Source organism: Enterococcus sp. JNUCC 77, from assembly GCF_054819945.1.
Genome location: NZ_JBTHIG010000005.1, coordinates 14,871 through 35,303 on the forward strand (window position 1 = coordinate 14,871; position 20,433 = coordinate 35,303).

Sequence of the window (20,433 nt, forward strand, 5' to 3'; positions counted from 1 at the left end):
AAATTCAACACGTAATACTAAATATCTTGGAAATTTTAAATCAGTAGTTGAAATAATATCGCCTCTCCTAGGGACAACAGGTAATTCAATACTCTTTAAATTTCCACCCTTTTCACGTAAATAGAACAGCATTTTTAACACCACCTTTCAAACTGATTATATCAGAATAAAAAGGTGTAAATGAGATAAGGAGGTGATCACCTGAATCACGAAATGACACGAGAAACTAAAATCAACATCATCATCGACGCTCGACCAAACATGAAACACATCATTCAATGCGCGACTGATGAACAACTTGACCGTATGGTTGAAGAAGTTCAAAAAGAATTAAGTCGTGAATTGGAAGAAGCAGTTTTCAATTAATATCTTGAATACATTTTAGGCTTTGAACAGGTTGATTGAAATACCCAAAAATAAGAAAAGGAGATGTTGCTATGGTTACGAAATCAACATCTAGGAAGATTCCTCTAGAAATAAATCAATTTCTTGAGAGAACAGGAATTACCAAACGTGAATTAGCAAAAGAACTTCATGTTACATCACAAAGCATTACTGATTGGACTAAGCCAGATGGAAAAGCTAAAAACGTAACTGTTGATAATGCAGTGAGACTGTCCGAAATAGCCAATGATTCAAACTTAACTCAAACAATTGGTTATTACTATCTGGGTCTTCCAAAATCTATGGAAGGCGGAGACTACAGTTTAGATCTATCGAAATTGGATGATCTAAGGGAACTGGAAGAAGATGAGCGAGATGATCTTCAAGACGACAAAGAGCTTCGAAGAATTTTATGCAAAAGAACACCGGTAAATGAATCAAATTACAATTTAGTTTTGGAACTTGCTAGAGAACAAGCCGAAGCTTGTATTGTCAATAATCAATATTTATTTGCACTATGCGAACTTTTAAATATGAGTGTGATGGATTTAACAGAAATGTATATGCCTAGATGGCAAAAAGAAGGTTATTTCGGAGGTGATTGTAATGCGTAATGTAGACAACGAAATGAAAAGTTTAGCTAAAACTATCAGATGGAATTTGTATCTTCTTTTAGGAAGTAAAAATATGACGATTGTTGAGTTATCGAAAAAAAGCGGAGTTTCAGAAACAACTATTAGTCGAATTAAGAACGATCGTAATGGTTCTCAAACACCAAAATCTGAAACAGTTGTTAGATTAGCAGCAGCTTTAGATGTCGACCCTCAAGTGCTTTTTAGTCAACAATCAAACGAGTTACTAATGCAGGAGGCCAAATAATGAAAAAAATATATTTGTTACGATGGTCCGGACTTTTGTTAGCTGCATTCATGGGCGGCGCTTGGTTAAGTGGAAATATGCCTGTATGGTTAAAAATCACTGGTTCAATCATTGCGGTTGGAATATGGCTTATTTACACAGAGGTATCATACGACACAAAAAAAAGACTCACTAGCCGGGAAGCATAAATGAGTCTCAGAGGTTATACGTCTAACCTCATTATAACAAAAGAAAAGAGGTTTTAAAATGTTTAATTATGATCTTGCATTAGCTGATGAAGAAAGTAATGTGTTTTTGAATACTCACCAGTGGGATAGTGACTATGAGACTGATGAGGAGGATGAAGATGAGTAAGTCAACTTTAACCATGACCCATGAAGAATGGCTGGAGGATCGTCAAAGAGGTATTGGAGGATCGGATGTAGCTACAATTCTTGGGTTGAATAAGTGGAAATCACCGTATCAGTTATGGATGGAAAAAACCGGACAAACTGAACTGAATCATGAAGAAAGTGAGGCAGCCTATTTTGGTACGCAACTTGAAGAGTTTGTAGCAAAAGAATTTGAGCGGCGTACTGGAAAAAAGGTCCGACGTAGAAATCAGGTCTTTGAACACCCAATGCATCCATTTCTTCGAGCGAATATTGATCGGGATGTTGTCGGAGAAAAAGCGATTTTAGAATGCAAAACAGCTAGTGCTTATCTAAATAAGGATTGGGAAGGCGACGATATTCCTATGAGTTATCTGTGCCAAGTTCAACATTATATGAATGTTTTGAATCGAGACTCTGCCTATATTGCTGTGTTAATTGGTGGTCAGAAGTTTATCTGGAAAAAAGTAACTCGTGATCAGGAATTGATTGATATTATCACCGAGCGTCTGGTTGAGTTCTGGGAAGAAAATATTATTAATGGTGTTGAGCCAGAAGTGGATGGTTCCAAAGCAACAACCGATTTTATAAAGGAACGTTATGCAGATGTTGGTGAAGAGCAAATCACTTTGCCATCTGAATTTGATGATTTGGTTAAGGAAAGAATTCAACTAAAACAAACTAAAAAGTTGATTGATGAACAAATCAGTAAAGTTGAAAATACTATCAAACAAAAGCTTGGTTCTAACCACGCTTCAGTTGGCGTAAGTCCTAATTTTGTAATTACACTCAAAGGCTATGAATCACGACGACTTGATAAGAAAAAACTTGCTGCCAAGTATCCAACAGTAGCGATCGATGAAGAAATATACAACGTCAGTAAGTCTCAGCGCTTAATAGAAAAGGAGATTGGATAGAATGGCAACGAATGACACTCTAAAGAACCAACTAACTGAAAACAATCAAGTGAAACCTAGTCAACTAGGGTTAAAGGCTTTAATGAATACACCTACCATGAAGAAAAAATTTGAGGAAGTATTAAAAGATAAGTCAGATGGCTTTATGGCTAGTGTCTTAAATTTAGTAAGTAATGACTCTTATCTATCCAATGCTGAACCTATGACCATAGTAACCAGTGCAATGGTAGCTGCATCCCTTGACTTACCCGTGGATAAAAATTTAGGCTACGCATGGATTATTCCATATAAAGGCAAAGCACAATTTCAACTAGGATATAAGGGTTATATTCAGTTAGCACAAAGATCAGGGCAATATAAAGCTTTGAACGTTATTGAAGTTTATGAAGGTGAATTAGCTGAATGGAATCGTTTGACTGAAACGTTTGAGTTTGATCCTAATGGTAAGCAATCAGATAAAATCATTGGTTATGTCGGCTACTTTGAATTATTAAATGGTTTTAAAAAGACTGTTTATTGGACTAAGCAAGAAATCGAAGCCCATAAGCGTAAATTTAGTAAGTCTGATTTTGGTTGGAAAAAAGATTATGATGCGATGGCCAAAAAAACTGTTTTAAGAAATATGCTTTCAAAATGGGGAATTTTGTCTATTGATATGCAAACAGCAACGATTAAGGATGAAAGAGTTATGGATGATTTTTCTGATGAGGGAACTATATTGGAAGAGACTGAAGTTATAGAGGATGCTCCCGAACGAAAAGAAGCAGAAAAAATTGATGAAGAACAAACTGAATTGTTCGATGATAAGAAGCCACCATTAAAGGATGAAGATTATCCATTTTAGTTTAAGGGAGGAAACTCCCTTTTTATGAGGAGGTGCAATATTGGCAAGGCCTACAAAAAGCGGTCTTGATTATTTCCCTCTGGACGTCCATATATTTGAGGATGAAAAAATAGAAGCAATTGCTGGAGAATTTGGTATCAAAGGTGAGCTAGCGGTCATCAAACTGTTATGCGCGGTGTACGAAAAAGGATACTTCGTTGTATGGAATGATCTGACTAAAGCTAAACTTTTGAAAAGACTACCAGGAACCAGCAAGGATTTGTTAGAGCAAGTTGTCAACCGCTTGGTTACATGGGGATTTTTTAATGAATCGCTGTTTAACTCGGCTAAGGTCCTGACCAGTGAGACAATCCAAGCAACCTATTTTGAGGCGACAAAAAGAAGGAAATCTCAAAAACCTACACAGTACGTCATTAATGACAACATTAATACACAAACAACAGGAGTTAATGATGACATTAATGCACAAAGTAAAGTAAATAAAAGTAAAGTAAATAAAAGTAAATACGTTTCTGATAATAGTGTAGATCATATATCAAGAAATAAAGCAGCCGAATATTGGTTAAATCAAGTCAACCCAGATGAAGCACCAGTTATTCTTAAGTCGATAGATTATTGGGAAAAAGACTTTAACAACGCCGAAATTGTCATTATGGCCATAGATGAAATGTTGAAGAATGAGGCTCGTAGTTACAATTATCTCAATAAAGTTTTGAAAAGCTGGGAGTCTAAGAAGCTAGATACAACTGAAAAAGTTAGAAAGCATCTTGATGGTCATTTCTCTAAAGGAAACTTCAACAAAACTAACAACAGCCAATGGACCAATAAAAATTTGTGGGATTATTGGTGGGCAGAACGCATGGCAGGAAATCCGTCAGTAAAGAGTTTAGCCCGTAAGAAAAGTTTCACTGATGAAGAGCAGATGCGGTTAATAAAAATAATTAATGATAAGGGGTATGGTGATGAAATATCTTGAACAAATAACTTTTTTGGGTAATATCGCAGAATCTGAAGATCAAAAAGAAATTTTACGAAAATATTTTTCACGTTTGAAAAAATTGTTGCAAGTACAATCAAATAACGATGATAAAAATAATGCTGAAAAAGTTAATAAACTTTATTGCTCAATGATTCGTGTTTATATCATTGGTTTTATAGACAAGACAATTGATTATTTTAGTAATAGTCCAGAATATTATAGCCAGATTATTGATAGATATATTCAAGAGTATCAGCATATGGCGGTGGCAGAATGATAACTGAAGTTGAAACTAATAAATACCGACATGGCGCTTTGCATACTGTTGAACCAAAAAAGCGTGTAAAGAAAAAAGGAAAAATTGAAGTCGGTAAAAAGTACATTTGCAAACCGAGAAAAGACTGTAAGTGGACTCATCCGTTTTTCGGCATTGTTGAGCAGATTTACAAAAATAGTGCGCTAGTAATTATTACAGCAACTGATGAAGTTGACGATTATCTTACAGTCGAACATAAAGGAAAAACAGTTGTCCCATTGAAAAACATGGTTGAACTTGATTAGCCTTTTTAAGAGGAGGAACCATCATGGAAGCGACAGAGAGATTTATCGATGCCGTCGTTCGAAACATGGATTCTGAGTTGGATGTTAGTCAGCTAAAAAAATTAAAAGTTGTTTTGACTATGAATTTAAACAAGTATCGGATTGAAGAGTCGAAAAATGAAGTCATTATATACGATGAAACCTCAGATTTAGCAGCTTATAAACAATATTTTGTTAGCAAAAAGCTGCAGGGATTATCTACAGGGACCCTCAATTTATATAAGACTACGATTGACCGGTTTATGAGGGTTGTGAGAAAACCTTTTGCTGAAATTAAAACTCAAGACATTAGGATGTATATTGCCAGACGCAGTATGCAGGATAATCTTTCTTCAGCGACACTGGATCGTGAACGTGGTGCAATATGCCGATTCTTTAAGTGGCTTTTTGAAGAAGAATATATCACTAAAAATCCTGATTTGAGAGTTGAAAGTATCAAGGTTGAAAAAAGACTCAAAAAAGCTTTTACTAATGTGGAAATTGAGTTAATGAGAAATGCTGCAGAGACGCTTAAAGAAAAACTGGTAATAGAATTATTGCTATCCACTGGTTGTAGAGTGTCAGAATTAGTTTCTTTACGAATTAGTAACTATGACCGATTGGCAGGCAGTATTACTGTTATCGGAAAAGGAAATAAAGAGCGGCGAGTTTATGTCAATGCTAAAGCTAAAGTGGCAATTGATAACTATCTTGCTAAGGCTAATCATCAAATTGGTCCTATTTTAATGGGTTCTAAGCAAAAGCAAATGACCTCTAGCGGTATTCAACGCTTAATTAAAAGGATTGCTGTTAAAGCCGGTGTGAATCATGCTCACCCTCATAAGTTTAGAAGAACTGCTGCAACTTTAGCGTTAAGGCGAGGAATGGAAATAGATAGCGTAAAAACCTTCCTCGGCCACAATGATATCAATACGACATTGGAATATATAGATACGTCATTAACCGATTTTAAGATGACGCATGAAAAATATTTAGGATAATCCGCAAAAGGAAGATTTTGCGGAATTGGAAAGGAAATAAGAAGATGAATGTATTTAAAAAATCAGACATTTATAATTTCAGACAACTTTTCTTTTTAGATAAGTTTTTGATAGGACATAAAGGATTTATTTCTGGAGGTTGCTTTAAAAATATTTTTAATTCAGAGAGAGTAAATGATATTGATATATTTTTTAGAAATCAAAGTGATTTTGAATCTTCTAAAATCTATTTTCAAGATTTAATAAAAAAAGACCCTAACAATTGGCGAAAATCATACCAAAATGAAAAAGTATGGGCTGTCTATTCAATCAAAGATAAAATACGGATTGAATTGATTAAGAGCGTTTTTGGAAAACCAGAAGAAATATTGAAAGGGTTCGATTTCACAATTACTAAAATCGCATACTATTCTGATTATGAAAAGATCGATGAAAATGATTATTTAGCACAATTTGAAATTATGTACCATGAAGATTATTTTGAGCACTTACACACTAAACGTTTAGTTTTAGATGATGAAATACAATTTCCAATATCAACATTTAATCGCAGCTATAAATATCAAAAATATGGTTATGGAATGTGTCGGGAGAGCAAAATAAGGTTACTTCAAGCAATTTATAATCTGCCAGAGTTAGATGCAGAACAACTCGGATTATCTTTATATGATGGGAAAGATTAGTCCGCTAACGAAACAAATAGCGGAATGAGGTGAGGTCATGACAGTGACGAAAAAATATGTTTTGTATGCCTGGACTGAAGGTTTATGTGGATTTTATTGTGGGTATTGGTCACAATATTGGGGAATGGAACAGTACCCAATATTGATTGATTCGCTAGAAGATAACTCGACTTATATATCAAAAAAGCTTAAAACATATTCTTCCTATGGACGTGCTTTGAACGGTGCTAAAGCTTGCATTGGAAATATAGGAATGGATTGGTTTGTAAAAATAGTAAGCGTGGAAGATATCAACACAGAATTTATGATTAAACGGTTAAATAAAAGACGTGTACCTGTTTATGATCCACATGGTAATCCAATACCTGAAAGTTTAAATTGGTAAGTCAGCAAACGAAAGATTTAGCGGAATTATTTAACCAAAATGGCTGTTTTGGTCAAATAGAACGGAGGAGCAATGAATGAAAATTGAAATCAAACATGTAGAAGAATTATTGAGCAGAAGTAAAGGTGACATTTTTCCAGAAGATTTTATTGCTGAAAATGAAATTGAAGAAGGCTCAGAAGAAGAAGAATTTATCTATGAGAATTTTAATACTATCAAGCATTATGTGATTTTCCGACTTGAAACAAGACTGGCTTTTATGAAAAATGCACTTAAAGAATAGTCAATAAACGACGGAGATTGCTGAATTCATAGGAGATAAGCGATGAGAAAAATAAAAAAAACACCTCATTCTTTATATGCAAGTGTTAGTTATAACGGTATAGATTATTCGATAAAACTTCATGGACGAAGTAGAAAGCGAGTAATAGTGTTCTATTGGTATGTTGATGCTACAGGGGGCTATTTGCCAAACCTGGAAACATCAAAAATTTATGATGAAACTTTTCAAGAATCAAAAAAAGCGAGAGAGATAGCTAATAATTTTTTTATTGACCCTAAATTATTAGAAAATATTCTAACTAAACGTTATGACTCAGATTACATTTTAGAGAATGCTAGTGCAGTTGAAGAATACAAAAAATCAATTCAGTAATTCGAAGAAACGAGGGATAAAAATGAGTTATCCAAATTTTGATAAAGAAAATTCAATTTGCGCCAACTGTAGGAAAAACTTATTTGATGAAGAAGGATTTACAAGCCAATCCTTTGTAACAATTCGAGACAATTTTTTAATTATGAATTTTTTTCAATTTGAAGATGGTAGCGACAATATGTTTTGTGACAATGACTGTCTAGCGAATTATCTTTCTAGCGAAGAAATAGACATAGAAAGAAATTGAAAACAATTCGATTCATATTAAAACAATTGGTTCAAATCATTAAAATTATTAAAGAGGGTTTTACGAATCCTAATAAAGAAAAATATGTATTTTTTGATGAAAAAGCTAAGGACAATCTTGATCGGAAGTTAGATGAATTCCGCTAACCACCAAGATTACGGAGTTTGAAAGGAGATAAAAATGACAGATGAAAATTTAAGTGAAAAAGAAAAGCCCAGGGTCATGAATACAGACCCAGAGCATAAATGCGCTATTTGTAACAGAAAAGCATCATTAGAACTCGAGGACGGAAATTTTATTTGCGATAATTGTGCTCAAATTCAACATGAGTTGAGCCAAGAAATTTAAAGTCTATTCCAAATATCAACAAAGCTTTGAGCATCTATCTCAAGTTCTAGGATATCGTCACTCTGTAAGGGCGGAGCTTCAATCAGTTGGCCATTTTGAAAATTAAAAATAGCAAAATTTGATTCAAGCTCCATTTCAAAGTCACGATCGGAAATTTGCATCAAGGTTAGAATTGAAGCAATATTCCTTTTAGTGATTTTACTGTCAGCACTTTTTTTCTTGTAGTAGTTTTTAACATAATATTTTCTACCATTTATTTCTAAACCTAGTTCTGGAGAGCTACCTACAAACAAATCATCAGTTAATTTCCAGAAAGACTTTCCAACGGGGAAATAAGAAACATTGTTTTTCTTAATAAATTTAATGTAGGTATTGATTGCGTTGGTGTAGTTCTTAATTTTCTTATCATTTACTGTCAATAATAAGTTTTTAAGATTATCGATGGGTAGCTGGTTCTCATGAATTCGTTTGATTTCATCTCTAAGTGGTTTCCAGTAGTCCAGAGCAGGATGATAATCGGGAGAATTTTTGATTTCTCTTACTGCATTAATTTTGGCACTGGTGCTGACCTTTGAAGAATAATTTAAAAATTGAGTTAGTGAGACATTGATAGACATAAAGCGCACCTCCTTATCATTTATTTCAGTGGACTACTCACTGATAAGTAGATTATATCATCAGAATAAGTAAAATTTATTCGTCAGAAAAATAAAAATTGTACAACTTACGTAGAAAATTCACAGTTAATTTATAGTTATTGTTGCTGGGTATAACAGTTTCCATACCACAAAATGGACATATAGCAGTTTGGTCATAAGTATCATTTTTCCACTTAGTAATATCTTGATAACTAAAAAGACTAAGACAATAAAAGCATCCGCACAAATCAGACTGCCCTAGCAAATGCCTATTATTAAATGCTAACTCAGAAAGTTTAAAACTATAAGGCGAATCCATAAATATCACATCCATTTTTTTGATGATTATAGCAGAAATAAAAAAGTGTAGTCCACAAACTCAGCCTTTTGCGGAAAGGAAATAAAAATGGAAACATTTATGAATTTTATATTATTCGGAATGGCGTTAATCGTTTTTATATTCGCTATTCTAGCTACAATTTGGTTTGGATTTCAATTATACGATGAAATTCGAGACAGATTCTTTTAAGTAAAGGAGCGATTCAATGCGAGAAATTAAATTTAGAGCGTGGCAAAAATCTACTCAGTCAATTAGGCAGGTTTTAGTAATAGACTATCTTAACAACATGATCGATCTGGTAGGTGGAGAGATTGAACAGTATTTTGAAGATGTCGAGTTAATGCAGTATACAGGACTCAAAGACAAGAACGATACTGAGATTTATGAAGGGGATACTGTTAGATATGTGGATGGCGAGTGTAGTTATACAGGAGTTGTCGAGGTTGATTGTTACACATTCTACATTAATGGAGTAGGACCATTAGATTCGTTTGACTTTTTGGATGTTTCAAATACTTTTGATGGCACAACTTCATTAACAATCATCGGAAACATCTACGAAAATTCAGTGTTGTTGGAGGTTGAGAAATGAAATATAGAAAGAAACCAGTAGTTGTAGAGGTTATAAAATTTAATGCTGAGAAATGGATTTACGAAAGACATTCTGCTTATCCAATGGTGGATACTAGAGACACCAGTTTAGGCGAAAGCTCGTTAGGTAGACTATTTACTTATCAGCCAGTGATTCATACCTTGGAAGGCGATATGGCAGTGAGTGACGGTGATTATATAGTTGAAGGTGTACAAGGAGAATATTATGCGATTAAACCTGATATTTTCGAAGAAACCTACACCAAAGCGGTTGAATAATTCCGCTAACGTCGGCTTTTACAGAAAAAGACCGATGACGAGAGTTAAGTCATCGGTCAACGAGCCTAGCAACAAGAAAAGTTTGAATTTGTAAGCAAATGAAAAGGATTGGTAGGCTCGTGTATATGATAACACAAAAAAAGACCGTTGGTGCAAGTGGAGACCAACGGTCAGCCATAGTACATCTGATGAAAGACGTATGGCTACTTGTATTTTAACATAAAAAAGACCGCCAAGATAGGTAGCGGTCAGTGAGTCTAATTATATAAAAGTAAAAAGCTTTGGGAGAATCTTACATTAGAAATTAATTAGGCTCGAATTAGATTATACAATAAAAAAAGATAGCCGACCACTGGCTACCTAGGAATAATTACACTGGTCTGTTTTCCGCCAGACTTAAATATTTTAGCAAATAAAAATACCAGCCACAAGTTGTGACTGGCGTGGAACAAAATGAAATTGGTTAATTAGTAAATTTAATTTACCATAAAACGCTTACAAAGTAAAGTTGTAATTATTCCGCTAACGTATTCTTTTAAGGAAAGGAGATAATTAATTGATACTAAAAATTATTGTCGGAGTTGTGTTTTGGTTCATGACCTATATGCTGGGTTATTTCGTAGGGAAAGAAGAAGTAAGAAAAGAAAACAAATAATTATCAAATTGTAATAAGAAATAGCGAAAGTCGGCTTTGCAGAAAGGAGAATTTAATGATAATAAGAGGTAAATATAACACAGCTAAAGTTTTTACCGAAAATGTGGAAGATACTGCAAAATTACAAATTAATGAAATGATGAATCATGACTTTGTTAGCGGAGAACAAATTAGAATCATGCCAGATGTGCATGCTGGTAAAGGATCAACAATTGGAACCACGATGACAATCAACAATGGGAAAGTTGTACCCAATCTTGTGGGTGTAGATATTGGTTGTGGTATCTCGGTTTACGAGGTCGAAAGTACAGAGAATTTTAATTGGGAGAAATTAGATAAGGTAATAAATAATTATGTACCTTCAGGAAAAAATGTAAGGAATAGTGTTTTAAACGCTAATAAAATAAATTTTAATGAACTTTCTTTTCCCCTTCATAATGAGAATAGAGTACAACTATCTCGAGGCACTTTGGGAGGAGGAAATCACTTTATTGAGATTTCTAAATCTAGTGACAAATATTTTTTATTGATACATTCTGGTTCGAGAAATTTAGGAGTACAAGTCGCGAAGTATCATCAAGATAAAGCTATTGCATATCATAAGTCTAATACATTTGATCGTAAAGAATTGATAGAAAAGTTAAAGGCTCAAGGACGAGAAAGAGAGATTGAATCTGAATTAGCCAAAATTAAACCAGTAGCTTTCAATAAAGAATTAGCTTATTTAGAAGGTGATCTGCTTTCTGATTATTTTAATGATATGAGGATAGCTCAAAATTTTGCAATAAATAATCGATCTTCAATGGCACAAGTAATTATTGAAGAGATGGGCTGGAAATGTATTGATTCTTTCGACTCGATTCATAATTATATCGATATTGAAAATAAAGTTTTACGAAAAGGGGCCACCGATGCTAGAAAAGGTGTCCGTTTAGTAATACCTTTGAATATGCGTGATGGTGCAATTATAGCAAAAGGTAAAGGTAATCCCGACTGGAATTATTCAGCTCCGCATGGTGCAGGTAGAGTGATGTCTAGGAAGAGAGCAAAAGAACTGGTTAATCTAAAGGAATTTAAAGATTCTATGAAAGGAATATATTCAACTTCCGTAGTTGAGTCCACTCTGGATGAATCACCTTTTGCATATAAAGAAGCTCAAGAGATTGTTGATAACATCCATGATACAGTTGAAATTTTGGATGTGATAAAACCAGTATACAATTTTAAAGCGAAAGAATAACAAGGTGCCATTTAACCTATTACGGTGTATCGGTTGTGAGAAATAACTGTTTTTTGTATAAAAGTTGTGAAAAATAAAAAAAGCCAGGATTTCTCCCAGCTACAATATATTCAACAAATTTATTATAGCATAGGAGTGGCGTATTTGATGGCTTTAATACCAGAAATTGATAAAAGAAAAACCAAAATGAACGCTAGAAAAGTCTTAGCACAGTATCGTAAGTGGGAACGGATTGCTGGAAAGTCATCTATAGATATCAAATCACCACTTATTAGTGATATGCCCAGAACTCTTGGTGTATCAGTTAATAAATCGCAAGATGGAATTGTTGAACGTGTGGACGCTGAGATTAATAGAGACGCAATATTAAGAGCCTTAGCAGCTTTATCTTGGAGAAGTAGACAAATACTCTCTATGACTTACTGCGAACCTGAGAAAGCTTCTGTGTATGAACTAAGTGTGGTCATGGGATACAGTGAGATTGCTATAAAAAAATATAGAGCCGTGGCATTGATGGAATTTGCGGAAGCATACAAACATGGACAGCTATTGATAAGAAAATAAATTATACTTTTTGTATACTTTTTATTCGAAAAAGGGTGTTATCATAGTATTATGGAAATTTCCAATAAGGCAGCTAAACCAAATTTAAAAACAGAAAGCGAGGAAATTCTGTTTCTAAATAATTCAAATTCTACACATTGCTGTCTTAGGTGTCACTGTGGCGGAAAGGGTAGACGCAATAAAGAATACTAAGGGCCCACGAAAGTGGCTTATATTCATGCAAGGTTCGAATCCTTGCCAGTGGCTTAGAGATTGAGACTGTGCTCCGAGCCGAAAGGTACTGAACTTCTTCAGTTTGCGCAGTCAGAAGAGGTCAATCTCGATTAGCATGCTAGAAGGTAGCTCCTTCAAGTTGACGTGTAACTTAAAGGTAAAGTGCAGGCTCGTTAACTCGTTAACCTGTAATATGCCGGTTCGAGTCCGGTCACGTTAATTAGCAACTGAGACTAAGATTTCATGACTTGGAGCGGCAATTGCCGGTAGGTTGCTTAATACATAAGCAAGATCGCTTAGGCGGTCTTTTTTTGTTTTGCGAGAATAGCCAAGAGGAAAGGCAGAGGTCTGCAAAACCTTTATCATGGGTTCGAATCCCATTTCTTGCTTACTTATTTTGGAGGTGAGGTCATGGCAAAGTATACTGAATGGATAACCAAAGAAGGATTGATTAGAATTGAAGGCTGGGCTCGTGATGGCCTTTCAGACGAACAAGTGGCAAATAATATCGGTATTAGTCGATCAACTTTAAACGACTGGAAGAAAAGATTTCCGGACATTTCGGACACCTTAAAAAAGGGTAAGGATGTAGCCGATAGAGAGGTCGAGAATGCCCTGTTCAAAAGAGCTGTTGGTTTTTCCTATACAGAGGTTACTCAAGAATTAATGGATTCGGGAGAACTAAAGGTAACCAAGAAGGTAATTAAACAAGTATCACCTGACACTGGAGCGGCTGCTTTTTGGTTGAAAAACCGTAAACCTGATGTTTGGCGGGATAAGCAGGAGGTTGAGCATACAGGGAAAGATGGTGAACCTATGACGTTCAAGATCGAGTTATGAGTCTGGGTTTCAATAGTTCGAAAGATGTGATTAGTAAGCATAAGCCGTTGTTTGATCGGATAGCAGGCAAGAATGACATTGATACTTTTATTCTTTCCGGCGGTCGTGCAAGTTTCAAGTCCTACGATATTTGCCTAGCGATCATTATGGATATTTTGATTCATGCCGAAAAAGGGCAACAAGCAAATGCTGTTGTTTTCATGCAGAAAAAAGAAGAAATACGCGATGGTGTGCACAAACAGTTTGAAACGGTAACGGAAGATTTAGGTATTGAAAACTTATTTAAAGTTAGGTATCAGCCACTGGAAATTAGGTTCTTACAGAATAACTCTGTTATTAAGTTTTATGGATTAAACAAGCAAGAAGGTAAAAAAGCAAACGCAATTGATAATATCGCTTGGCTTTGGTTTGAAGAGTTTGATCAGTTTGACAGCCAAGAAAGTGTTGACCCTACACTTGATACTTTCATGCGGCATGCAATCAAGGATGAACGGATTAAGACAGTTTATAGTTTCAACCCACCGAGAAGTCGCCATCACTGGGTATTTGAGTACTTAAAGAGATTAAAGGCTGAGAGAATTCATACGACTTATCTTGATGACGATACAGGAAAAGACTTACTACCAACACAAATGCTCGAAAAGATAGAGGCAACAAAGGAAACAGATCCATCCTGGTATAGCTGGAACTATCTTGGCATTGTACCAAAAGATGTTGAGTCGGACTTCCCAAGTCTTATTGATGCCGTTCATGAGCTAGATCTTAATGAGAACGATTATATATTTATAGGAATTGATGCTGCTACAAGAGGGCAAGATGGGACTAGGGCGTGTGCTGTAGCCTACAACAAGATTTCCTTCGAAATCAAACTGTTAGGATTTGAATCTTTCGATGACGTTTGGATAGATGGATATACATCTCAAAAGGTTGGGTCTGATATAGCTAACTTTGCTCGTTCAATCAATGCCAATGCTGTATATGTCGATCCGATGCAAGGACAACATATTATTGATTATTTGATTGTGAATGTACCTGAAATCATCACTGAGCCTGTTAACTTTGGTTCTAAGGTTTCTGATTACGCAAAAGGAAAAGCGGTTCTAGCGATTAATAGGCGTGCAGAAATGTACATTAACGCTAGTGACCAACTGAAATCAAAGCGGGTAATAGCTTATTGTGATAAGTCAGAACTTGAACGACAGCTTAATGCAACGGAATTCGAAATGGACGCAAAGAAAATTAAAGTCATTCCGAAAGAAATCATTAAGCAACGAATAGGAAAATCTCCAGATGAAGCAGACAGTTTTGTTTTAGCTGTCCAAGCTGTATATGAAACTATGGATCTTTAATAAAGGAGGTGATAATTTGATAAGTACTCGTGAATGTTCGCAGTGCCATAGACGAGGCTGTCATGGTGAATGTGAAAATTATATCCTTGATATGATAGAACATGAAGCTGACCGAGATGAATTCGATCGATTGTTTAAAGAAATACCAAAGTTTAGATATGTTCTTAACGAAAAAGTTAATTCTATTTTTGGAACTGATTTAGAAGTTGCTACAGAATCGAATGTAGCAGAAGACGAGACAGAGAAATTCAGTACATTTCTTTATAGAACAAACCTAAACGGAAACACCAACTTATATGAAATAAAGAAGGCGCTCAAAGAAAAGGAAATTTTCGGAGAGGGCTATTTATTTTTCGATGAAATCGACGTTTATTCTCTGGCAAAGTCTGAAATTACTGCTTATCAGAAGGATGATAAAGATCCAGTCATTGATGAAATTAAGTATTACACAGTAGGAGAAGTCCTTATTCCTGATGAACTTAAATTTAGCGATGTGGGCTTTATTAAGGAAGATGAAGGATACATTATTTCCCCTGATAACATAATCAAATTTAAATCAGATAGTTATGCGCTAAATTCTGACTTGAAGCAGCTACAGATTTTATTAGAAATCAATCGAAAAATTTACGATAGTACGACGAAACGAGATTATGGTGACATCTTTTTACTTACGAATGCAAAAAAAGTAAATCCTGTTTCAGTGGTAGCTAAAAGAGTGAAGGACTCCGTAAACGAAGCAATCGAAAAGATGAGAGAGCATGTAGCTAATCTCATAAAGAAAAATAAAGTGGAGGATTCAAATGTTGTTATCCTTGACGAATCCTATAAAGAAGTAAAGCAGATATCGCCAGTTACTACTGTTAAGGACTACCAATTTATCTGGGAAAATCAGGATGACATTATCACCTCTGTTTTCAATTTTCCGATGTTGCTTGTGGGTTTAGGTGATGAAGCAGGAAATGTCAGTAAAGAGGCGTTACTTAAAGAAGCGAGAGCGAACACTCTTACACCTATTAAGGCTGATACGGCCAATGCTTTGAGTAAAATTGCTAGAAAACTGTTCGGAGAAGGCTTTTATCTTAGATTCCAAGATTACAGTGAGGTAAATGCCGGATATGAAGAAGATGACAATAAAGAAGTATAAAAATGACAAAATACTTAAAGGAGAATGAATAGATGTTAGCACTAAAAACAAAAGAAGGATTCGCCGTGCCTATTCAAGAATTTGATAAGGTTCAAAAAAAGAATTTACATGCTGTGAAGTATGAAAAGAAACAAATCAAGGATATTGATAAAATTTCAACTTTTTATCCAGAGATTCGCTTTAAAAATGTTTCTCGTACAAACTCTGATGAATCATTGGACATTATCATTGATGCCGGTGTGGTTAATGAGATTCACACAGGCTTTTTACCTAAACGTTATTATAAGGCACTAAGAGTTAAAAAGGAAAAAGGACTTCTAAGTTCCAAATGGAGCTATGTGGATAACATTCAAGTTTCAGAGGCTGATATTATTTCACAATTTAATCAAACCGTACCGATTGATGAGATTGAAGCCATCTTAGAAGTAATTACAAAGAAAGGGGTAAAATATTTTGGCTAAATACACTAAAGGAGAACTCCATGCTAATGGAGAGACGTTAACATTTACAACACCAGAAGAGGCGAGAAGCTTCCGATTAGCAAGCGGGATGAAATTCTTTAAATCTACTGATGGCACAAAAGAATTCGGTTTCAGCGATGAATCTTCAATGTTTGCGGTTTTAACAATTGACACCACGGCTGTACAGCTTGCAGACAAACCAAATTGTGATAACTATGGTAAGTGTCCTGAAGTTCCAGAAAGCGAGGGATAAAGATGGAATTTTCAAAAATGACAAATGAACAACTCAAAACTTTTTTGGATGAACATAATATTGATTATAGGGACGCAAAAATTAAAGCAGATTATTTACAACTTGCAGAACAAGTGGAAATCGAACAATTGGATGAACCAGAAGAAAATCGGAACAAGCTTGTAGACAAGGTCAAATCGGCTATTAAGATCGAACAAACTGAAACAAAAACTGTGGATACAGTCTCTTACTTGAAAGACAGGGATTACAGCCAGCTTACCGTTGGGGAACGCGCGATGATTCGTGAACAGTCTCCAGAGTATGAGAGTCAAAATGATGGCGTTGAAGTAACAATCTCCAATCGTTTAGCAACTGAGGGCCGTATTGTTAAACTTGCCGACCGAAGCTATTCTAAGTTATTAAAAGGTGTTCAGTATAAACTCTCCAAAGCAGACTTTGATGTATTAAAAGATGTACAAGTCAGAGTGAAAACTGAAGCAACAAAAAACAAATGCTGCGGTCAAGCACAATATGAATCTGTTAGTTTGTTGGAGTTAGCCAATGGTTAATTTACGGCTATCAGGAGTGGTCGGCTATGAAATAACAGCAAATGGAATAGCAGATTTTCTTAATAAGAATGACGACAAAGACATCACAATATTTTTGAACTCTCCTGGCGGAATAGTAACTGAAGGTCTTGAAGTCTACAATTTACTTCGAGCTTCTGGTCGAAATATTACTACTGTTCTGACTGGAATGGCTGCAAGTATGGGATCAATAATTTTTTTAGCTGGTGATAAGCGAATCGCAATGACCGGTTCCCTATACATGGTACACAAGCCAAGTGGCTTAGTATGGGGGGATGCAGATGAAATGCGGAAAGAAATCGAAGTCTTGGATAAAATGCAAGATAGTGCTGAAGCAATTTATAGAGAGCGTACAGGCATCGAAAATTTCCATGAGTATATGGATAAAGAAAGCTGGTTCGATACTAGTGAAATGAAAGAGTTAGGTATTTCCAATTCTGAAGATAGCATAACATTCAAATTAGACACTAATACACAAGGAAACAAGGATTCATTGAATCTGGAAAGCGAGGAAGAAATGGCAAAAATTGATGATTTAAAAGCCGAAAAGGCACAACTTGAAACTGAAAAGGCGCAACTAGAGGAACAACTACAGGAAGCTCAGCTAGAGGCAGAAATCGCAATGATGAAAACTGATGTTGCAAAATTAAAGGCGGAAGCAACGGTGACTCCTGAACCTGAACCTTATCTAGAAGAAGTCACGGAAGAATTATCTCCTGAAGAGGACGAAGAAGACGAAAAAACTGTTGATCCTGAACCGGAAGAAACTCAAGTAGTTGAGGAAGAAACTGCAGCAATTGATACCACTAAAACAGTAGCAATGAAACAAAAAAATAAAATTCCTGCTTTTATGCAAGCAGAGTCTAAATATTAGAAGGAGAATAAAATGAAACCAATTCAAATGTTTAATGACGTACAACAAGATAACGTTATGGTTGTTCCATCAGGAACAGAAAACTTATCGATTGATAAGTTAATTGTAGGTGGAAAGCTAGGTAACAATCTAGCCCAAGCTCTTTTTACATCTATTATCGAATCTGATGCGGGTTTTGCTGCATTGTTAAATACCCCTTTATCTCGACAATTAAAAGCAATGCGCGATGCTTCTGTTGGGGGTGAAAATGTTCCAATTTATGGGCAAGATACAGATGGCAATCTTACTTTGAAAAATATTCCTCGTATGTCTTTTTCTGCAATGACTTCGAATCCCGACGATTGCTGTGTCATCGCTGGTGATTTACAAGTTTGTCAAGATGAAACAGTCTTGAAAGCAATTTGTATTGAGAAGTGCGAAAAAGAATTGAATAGAATGGTTGCCGCAGTTAGTGGAGCAAGTACAACATCGGCTGTTTATGCAGCTTATAAACAGATGCTTGTTGGGGCAGGAGTTCCTAAAAGTGCATTGCCAACATTGGCGGAATTTGAACAATTAAGCCTTATTGGTCAATTTATTACGCTAAACATGTTGACCTTCTTGAATGGTTTGTTGCAAGTAGAACAAAACGGTAACATTATCAAACGTTTTAGTGGATTATCCCAAGTTTACGCTCGACCAGATGTATTACCAATTAGCGGAACTGCCGGTGTCATTGAAGCATTCGACCAAGTGCTATGTCGTATGAATATCATTGGTGCAGATTTCTTTGCTGGGGGTTTCTTCCTAGCATCACGAACAGCTTATACAGCTATCCAACGGGAAGTCGTTCCTAAACGAGATGGGAACTATCCCGCTGGATGGACAGTAACTGATACAACTGAAACTGTAAATGGTTACTCAATGCCTAAAAAGAATTATTACTTTAATGGTCTACCAATCATCGAATCTAAGTTGGTTTATATTGATGCTGATACTCTCGATGGAGATATTTACTTAGTACCTCCAACTGTAGGAGTATTTTCTGGTGTACCTTTAGATATGCCTGCTACATTCATTCTAAAAGAGTGGGAAGATCCTAAATCGCCATTTGTACATTTTGAACGGACATCTACTAACTATCCAGATTGCTGGACTTCATGCGATCGGTTAACAAACTTTGGCGCGGTAGTTTCAACGGAAGCAAATGCACTACTTAAAATTACTGGCGTTTCTGCTGGTTGCGATCCTGAAATGTACCAGGGAATTGAAGGACTGATTAACATTAATTCTTACGCTCCTTTTATCGCTTAAAAAAGGGGGAGAGATTTATGCTGGATCTTTACTTACAACAAGTAAATGATTGCTGTTCCTGTTTTGAATGTATCGAGGAAGAGGAAAAGAAGTCGGCTATTCTAACTGCTTTAGAAACGTGGGGAACTCTTACGTGTGGCAACTGGATTAATGAACACCAGTTGTCTATACGGGTTCCACTACATAAAAAGTGTGGCGGCTGTTGTCCTGAGGTCTATTCTATAAATTTAATTGAGGAATGGGTTCAAGTTGATACGATCAAAGTTACTTTAAGAACATGGGAAGGAATAAAAGTAGATAAAACTAATTTAAACTTCTATTTTGATGAACATACTCATGAATTATTGATTGATTTAACAGACATGCTGGATTGTTGTAATCGATGTACCAAATACGATTTAATCATTGATTACACTGTAGGCACTGATGAAATCCCTCCAGAATTGTGTGAGTGGTTTTGTGCTATTGCACGAGTTTATATCACTCTGAAAGATATCAATTGCGCAAGTTGTGGTTCTCAATCAACCGATGATATTGCTTATGTAGAAGTTGATGGTAACGACTTGGGTGCAGTATTTAAAAGAATGGCAGTTAAATATTTCGAATTAGTAATAAATAAATATAGCCTTTGCGAATATAGGGCTTTATGCGATTGGACAGTGGTTAGATGATTAAGATTGAATACTTAGGTGAGAAATCCAATGGTGCAGTCTGTGGAACGTGTGGTGGCTCTGCTAGTGTGCCTGATTTAAAAGTTAAAAAAATTTTTAATCGGGTGTGGAAAGTAGGGATTCCTCAAGAGATACCCATTTCTGATTTTCCAAAATACATGGCCACTGGATTATTTAAAAAAGTATAGGA

General features: G+C 35.5%; 31 protein-coding genes and 2 tRNA genes. 32 read left to right on the top strand and 1 reads right to left on the bottom strand.

Features of this window, described 5'->3' with window-relative positions:
* The first annotated feature begins 213 nt into the window (after window positions 1–213).
* The 16 genes from ACVWNY_RS19080 (at window position 214) to ACVWNY_RS19155 (ending at window position 8,272) form a co-directional block, all read left to right on the top strand.
* Window positions 214–366, top strand: a complete 153-nt coding sequence (locus tag ACVWNY_RS19080; protein ID WP_454072598.1) for a hypothetical protein — start codon at window positions 214–216, stop codon at window positions 364–366.
* Between the two features lie 71 nt (window positions 367–437).
* Complete coding sequence (locus ACVWNY_RS19085) at window positions 438–998, top strand: hypothetical protein (RefSeq protein WP_454072599.1); 561 nt, start codon at window positions 438–440, stop codon at window positions 996–998.
* Window positions 991–1,263 (top strand): helix-turn-helix domain-containing protein, encoded by a 273-nt coding sequence (locus ACVWNY_RS19090; protein ID WP_454072600.1) that lies wholly within the window; start codon window positions 991–993, stop codon window positions 1,261–1,263. Before ACVWNY_RS19085 ends, ACVWNY_RS19090 begins: the two co-directional genes overlap by 8 nt.
* Window positions 1,263–1,451: a hypothetical protein gene (locus tag ACVWNY_RS19095; protein ID WP_454072601.1), complete on the top strand. Its 189-nt coding sequence runs from the start codon at window positions 1,263–1,265 to the stop codon at window positions 1,449–1,451. The genes ACVWNY_RS19090 and ACVWNY_RS19095 overlap by 1 nt, the downstream gene beginning before the upstream one ends.
* A 158-nt stretch (window positions 1,452–1,609) precedes the next feature.
* Entirely contained in the window at window positions 1,610–2,551 is a 942-nt protein-coding gene (locus ACVWNY_RS19100) for a YqaJ viral recombinase family nuclease (protein ID WP_454072602.1), read from the top strand.
* Between the two features lies 1 nt (window position 2,552).
* Entirely contained in the window at window positions 2,553–3,395 is an 843-nt protein-coding gene (locus ACVWNY_RS19105) for a recombinase RecT (protein ID WP_454072603.1), read from the top strand.
* A gap of 40 nt (window positions 3,396–3,435) precedes the next feature.
* Entirely contained in the window at window positions 3,436–4,371 is a 936-nt protein-coding gene (locus ACVWNY_RS19110) for a Lin1244/Lin1753 domain-containing protein (RefSeq protein WP_454072604.1), read from the top strand.
* Entirely contained in the window at window positions 4,358–4,651 is a 294-nt protein-coding gene (locus tag ACVWNY_RS19115) for a hypothetical protein (protein ID WP_454072605.1), read from the top strand. Before ACVWNY_RS19110 ends, ACVWNY_RS19115 begins: the two co-directional genes overlap by 14 nt.
* The gene (locus ACVWNY_RS19120; RefSeq protein WP_454072606.1) at window positions 4,648–4,935 is read left to right on the top strand and encodes a hypothetical protein; all 288 of its coding nucleotides are present in this window, start codon (window positions 4,648–4,650) and stop codon (window positions 4,933–4,935) included. The genes ACVWNY_RS19115 and ACVWNY_RS19120 overlap by 4 nt, the downstream gene beginning before the upstream one ends.
* Before the next feature lie 23 nt (window positions 4,936–4,958).
* On the top strand, window positions 4,959–5,954 hold the full coding sequence (locus ACVWNY_RS19125) for a tyrosine-type recombinase/integrase (protein ID WP_454072607.1): 996 nt from the start codon (window positions 4,959–4,961) through the stop codon (window positions 5,952–5,954).
* A gap of 44 nt (window positions 5,955–5,998) precedes the next feature.
* Window positions 5,999–6,637, top strand: coding sequence for a Gabija anti-defense Gad2 family protein (locus ACVWNY_RS19130; protein ID WP_454072608.1), 639 nt, complete (start codon window positions 5,999–6,001; stop codon window positions 6,635–6,637).
* Window positions 6,638–6,674: 37 nt separating this feature from the next.
* Window positions 6,675–7,022: a hypothetical protein gene (locus ACVWNY_RS19135; protein WP_454071706.1), complete on the top strand. Its 348-nt coding sequence runs from the start codon at window positions 6,675–6,677 to the stop codon at window positions 7,020–7,022.
* Window positions 7,023–7,098: 76 nt separating this feature from the next.
* Entirely contained in the window at window positions 7,099–7,305 is a 207-nt protein-coding gene (locus ACVWNY_RS19140; RefSeq protein ID WP_454071707.1) for a hypothetical protein, read from the top strand.
* A 42-nt stretch (window positions 7,306–7,347) separates the two neighbouring features.
* Complete coding sequence (locus tag ACVWNY_RS19145) at window positions 7,348–7,677, top strand: hypothetical protein (RefSeq protein ID WP_438720190.1); 330 nt, start codon at window positions 7,348–7,350, stop codon at window positions 7,675–7,677.
* Between the two features lie 22 nt (window positions 7,678–7,699).
* Complete coding sequence (locus tag ACVWNY_RS19150; protein ID WP_438720188.1) at window positions 7,700–7,924, top strand: hypothetical protein; 225 nt, start codon at window positions 7,700–7,702, stop codon at window positions 7,922–7,924.
* 180 nt (window positions 7,925–8,104) lie between these two features.
* The gene (locus ACVWNY_RS19155; RefSeq protein ID WP_454072552.1) at window positions 8,105–8,272 is read left to right on the top strand and encodes a hypothetical protein; all 168 of its coding nucleotides are present in this window, start codon (window positions 8,105–8,107) and stop codon (window positions 8,270–8,272) included.
* Here ACVWNY_RS19155 and ACVWNY_RS19160 read toward each other — a convergent pair.
* Window positions 8,269–8,889 carry a hypothetical protein gene (locus ACVWNY_RS19160; protein WP_454072553.1) on the bottom strand — a complete coding sequence of 207 codons (621 nt, stop codon included), beginning with the start codon at window positions 8,887–8,889 and terminating at the stop codon, window positions 8,269–8,271. The two genes, ACVWNY_RS19155 and ACVWNY_RS19160, sit on opposite strands and share 4 nt — an antisense overlap.
* A 566-nt stretch (window positions 8,890–9,455) precedes the next feature.
* Here ACVWNY_RS19160 and ACVWNY_RS19165 point away from each other — a divergent pair.
* From ACVWNY_RS19165 to ACVWNY_RS19240, 16 genes are all read left to right on the top strand, one after another.
* Entirely contained in the window at window positions 9,456–9,842 is a 387-nt protein-coding gene (locus ACVWNY_RS19165) for a YopX family protein (protein ID WP_454072554.1), read from the top strand.
* Window positions 9,839–10,120, top strand: a complete 282-nt coding sequence (locus ACVWNY_RS19170; RefSeq protein ID WP_454072555.1) for a hypothetical protein — start codon at window positions 9,839–9,841, stop codon at window positions 10,118–10,120. The genes ACVWNY_RS19165 and ACVWNY_RS19170 overlap by 4 nt, the downstream gene beginning before the upstream one ends.
* Window positions 10,121–10,830: 710 nt before the next feature.
* Window positions 10,831–12,015 (top strand): RtcB family protein, encoded by a 1,185-nt coding sequence (locus tag ACVWNY_RS19175; RefSeq protein WP_454072556.1) that lies wholly within the window; start codon window positions 10,831–10,833, stop codon window positions 12,013–12,015.
* Between the two features lie 147 nt (window positions 12,016–12,162).
* Complete coding sequence (locus ACVWNY_RS19180; protein WP_461211774.1) at window positions 12,163–12,579, top strand: ArpU family phage packaging/lysis transcriptional regulator; 417 nt, start codon at window positions 12,163–12,165, stop codon at window positions 12,577–12,579.
* Between the two features lie 353 nt (window positions 12,580–12,932).
* Window positions 12,933–13,012 (top strand) — tRNA-OTHER (locus ACVWNY_RS19185).
* A 98-nt stretch (window positions 13,013–13,110) separates the two neighbouring features.
* Window positions 13,111–13,181: transfer RNA gene (locus tag ACVWNY_RS19190), tRNA-Cys, on the top strand.
* Window positions 13,182–13,203: 22 nt separating this feature from the next.
* The gene (locus ACVWNY_RS19195) at window positions 13,204–13,632 is read left to right on the top strand and encodes a helix-turn-helix domain-containing protein (RefSeq protein ID WP_454072558.1); all 429 of its coding nucleotides are present in this window, start codon (window positions 13,204–13,206) and stop codon (window positions 13,630–13,632) included.
* The gene (locus ACVWNY_RS19200) at window positions 13,629–14,981 is read left to right on the top strand and encodes a PBSX family phage terminase large subunit (protein ID WP_454072559.1); all 1,353 of its coding nucleotides are present in this window, start codon (window positions 13,629–13,631) and stop codon (window positions 14,979–14,981) included. The genes ACVWNY_RS19195 and ACVWNY_RS19200 overlap by 4 nt, the downstream gene beginning before the upstream one ends.
* A 16-nt stretch (window positions 14,982–14,997) precedes the next feature.
* Complete coding sequence (locus tag ACVWNY_RS19205) at window positions 14,998–16,125, top strand: hypothetical protein (protein WP_454072560.1); 1,128 nt, start codon at window positions 14,998–15,000, stop codon at window positions 16,123–16,125.
* A gap of 32 nt (window positions 16,126–16,157) precedes the next feature.
* Complete coding sequence (locus tag ACVWNY_RS19210) at window positions 16,158–16,586, top strand: hypothetical protein (RefSeq protein ID WP_454072561.1); 429 nt, start codon at window positions 16,158–16,160, stop codon at window positions 16,584–16,586.
* Window positions 16,579–16,839, top strand: coding sequence for a hypothetical protein (locus ACVWNY_RS19215; protein ID WP_454072562.1), 261 nt, complete (start codon window positions 16,579–16,581; stop codon window positions 16,837–16,839). Before ACVWNY_RS19210 ends, ACVWNY_RS19215 begins: the two co-directional genes overlap by 8 nt.
* Before the next feature lie 2 nt (window positions 16,840–16,841).
* Window positions 16,842–17,387, top strand: coding sequence for a hypothetical protein (locus ACVWNY_RS19220; protein WP_454072563.1), 546 nt, complete (start codon window positions 16,842–16,844; stop codon window positions 17,385–17,387).
* A complete protein-coding gene (locus tag ACVWNY_RS19225) occupies window positions 17,380–18,279 on the top strand; it encodes a head maturation protease, ClpP-related (protein WP_454072564.1) in 900 nt (299 codons plus the stop codon). Before ACVWNY_RS19220 ends, ACVWNY_RS19225 begins: the two co-directional genes overlap by 8 nt.
* A 12-nt stretch (window positions 18,280–18,291) precedes the next feature.
* Window positions 18,292–19,572 (top strand): hypothetical protein, encoded by a 1,281-nt coding sequence (locus ACVWNY_RS19230; RefSeq protein WP_454072565.1) that lies wholly within the window; start codon window positions 18,292–18,294, stop codon window positions 19,570–19,572.
* A 17-nt stretch (window positions 19,573–19,589) separates the two neighbouring features.
* Window positions 19,590–20,243, top strand: a complete 654-nt coding sequence (locus ACVWNY_RS19235) for a hypothetical protein (RefSeq protein WP_454072566.1) — start codon at window positions 19,590–19,592, stop codon at window positions 20,241–20,243.
* Window positions 20,240–20,431: a hypothetical protein gene (locus tag ACVWNY_RS19240; RefSeq protein WP_454072567.1), complete on the top strand. Its 192-nt coding sequence runs from the start codon at window positions 20,240–20,242 to the stop codon at window positions 20,429–20,431. The genes ACVWNY_RS19235 and ACVWNY_RS19240 overlap by 4 nt, the downstream gene beginning before the upstream one ends.
* The last annotated feature ends 2 nt before the right edge of the window (window positions 20,432–20,433 follow it).

Coding starts and splice junctions, on each gene's coding strand:
- ACVWNY_RS19080 (WP_454072598.1), top strand. CDS start 214: ATGACACGAGAAACTAAAATCAACATCATCATCGACGCTCGACCAAAC.
- ACVWNY_RS19085 (WP_454072599.1), top strand. CDS start 438: ATGGTTACGAAATCAACATCTAGGAAGATTCCTCTAGAAATAAATCAA.
- ACVWNY_RS19090 (WP_454072600.1), top strand. CDS start 991: ATGCGTAATGTAGACAACGAAATGAAAAGTTTAGCTAAAACTATCAGA.
- ACVWNY_RS19095 (WP_454072601.1), top strand. CDS start 1,263: ATGAAAAAAATATATTTGTTACGATGGTCCGGACTTTTGTTAGCTGCA.
- ACVWNY_RS19100 (WP_454072602.1), top strand. CDS start 1,610: ATGAGTAAGTCAACTTTAACCATGACCCATGAAGAATGGCTGGAGGAT.
- ACVWNY_RS19105 (WP_454072603.1), top strand. CDS start 2,553: ATGGCAACGAATGACACTCTAAAGAACCAACTAACTGAAAACAATCAA.
- ACVWNY_RS19115 (WP_454072605.1), top strand. CDS start 4,358: ATGAAATATCTTGAACAAATAACTTTTTTGGGTAATATCGCAGAATCT.
- ACVWNY_RS19120 (WP_454072606.1), top strand. CDS start 4,648: ATGATAACTGAAGTTGAAACTAATAAATACCGACATGGCGCTTTGCAT.
- ACVWNY_RS19125 (WP_454072607.1), top strand. CDS start 4,959: ATGGAAGCGACAGAGAGATTTATCGATGCCGTCGTTCGAAACATGGAT.
- ACVWNY_RS19130 (WP_454072608.1), top strand. CDS start 5,999: ATGAATGTATTTAAAAAATCAGACATTTATAATTTCAGACAACTTTTC.
- ACVWNY_RS19135 (WP_454071706.1), top strand. CDS start 6,675: ATGACAGTGACGAAAAAATATGTTTTGTATGCCTGGACTGAAGGTTTA.
- ACVWNY_RS19140 (WP_454071707.1), top strand. CDS start 7,099: ATGAAAATTGAAATCAAACATGTAGAAGAATTATTGAGCAGAAGTAAA.
- ACVWNY_RS19145 (WP_438720190.1), top strand. CDS start 7,348: ATGAGAAAAATAAAAAAAACACCTCATTCTTTATATGCAAGTGTTAGT.
- ACVWNY_RS19150 (WP_438720188.1), top strand. CDS start 7,700: ATGAGTTATCCAAATTTTGATAAAGAAAATTCAATTTGCGCCAACTGT.
- ACVWNY_RS19155 (WP_454072552.1), top strand. CDS start 8,105: ATGACAGATGAAAATTTAAGTGAAAAAGAAAAGCCCAGGGTCATGAAT.
- ACVWNY_RS19160 (WP_454072553.1), bottom strand. CDS start 8,889: ATGTCTATCAATGTCTCACTAACTCAATTTTTAAATTATTCTTCAAAG.
- ACVWNY_RS19165 (WP_454072554.1), top strand. CDS start 9,456: ATGCGAGAAATTAAATTTAGAGCGTGGCAAAAATCTACTCAGTCAATT.
- ACVWNY_RS19170 (WP_454072555.1), top strand. CDS start 9,839: ATGAAATATAGAAAGAAACCAGTAGTTGTAGAGGTTATAAAATTTAAT.
- ACVWNY_RS19175 (WP_454072556.1), top strand. CDS start 10,831: ATGATAATAAGAGGTAAATATAACACAGCTAAAGTTTTTACCGAAAAT.
- ACVWNY_RS19180 (WP_461211774.1), top strand. CDS start 12,163: ATGGCTTTAATACCAGAAATTGATAAAAGAAAAACCAAAATGAACGCT.
- ACVWNY_RS19195 (WP_454072558.1), top strand. CDS start 13,204: ATGGCAAAGTATACTGAATGGATAACCAAAGAAGGATTGATTAGAATT.
- ACVWNY_RS19200 (WP_454072559.1), top strand. CDS start 13,629: ATGAGTCTGGGTTTCAATAGTTCGAAAGATGTGATTAGTAAGCATAAG.
- ACVWNY_RS19210 (WP_454072561.1), top strand. CDS start 16,158: ATGTTAGCACTAAAAACAAAAGAAGGATTCGCCGTGCCTATTCAAGAA.
- ACVWNY_RS19220 (WP_454072563.1), top strand. CDS start 16,842: ATGGAATTTTCAAAAATGACAAATGAACAACTCAAAACTTTTTTGGAT.
- ACVWNY_RS19225 (WP_454072564.1), top strand. CDS start 17,380: ATGGTTAATTTACGGCTATCAGGAGTGGTCGGCTATGAAATAACAGCA.
- ACVWNY_RS19230 (WP_454072565.1), top strand. CDS start 18,292: ATGAAACCAATTCAAATGTTTAATGACGTACAACAAGATAACGTTATG.
- ACVWNY_RS19235 (WP_454072566.1), top strand. CDS start 19,590: ATGCTGGATCTTTACTTACAACAAGTAAATGATTGCTGTTCCTGTTTT.
- ACVWNY_RS19240 (WP_454072567.1), top strand. CDS start 20,240: ATGATTAAGATTGAATACTTAGGTGAGAAATCCAATGGTGCAGTCTGT.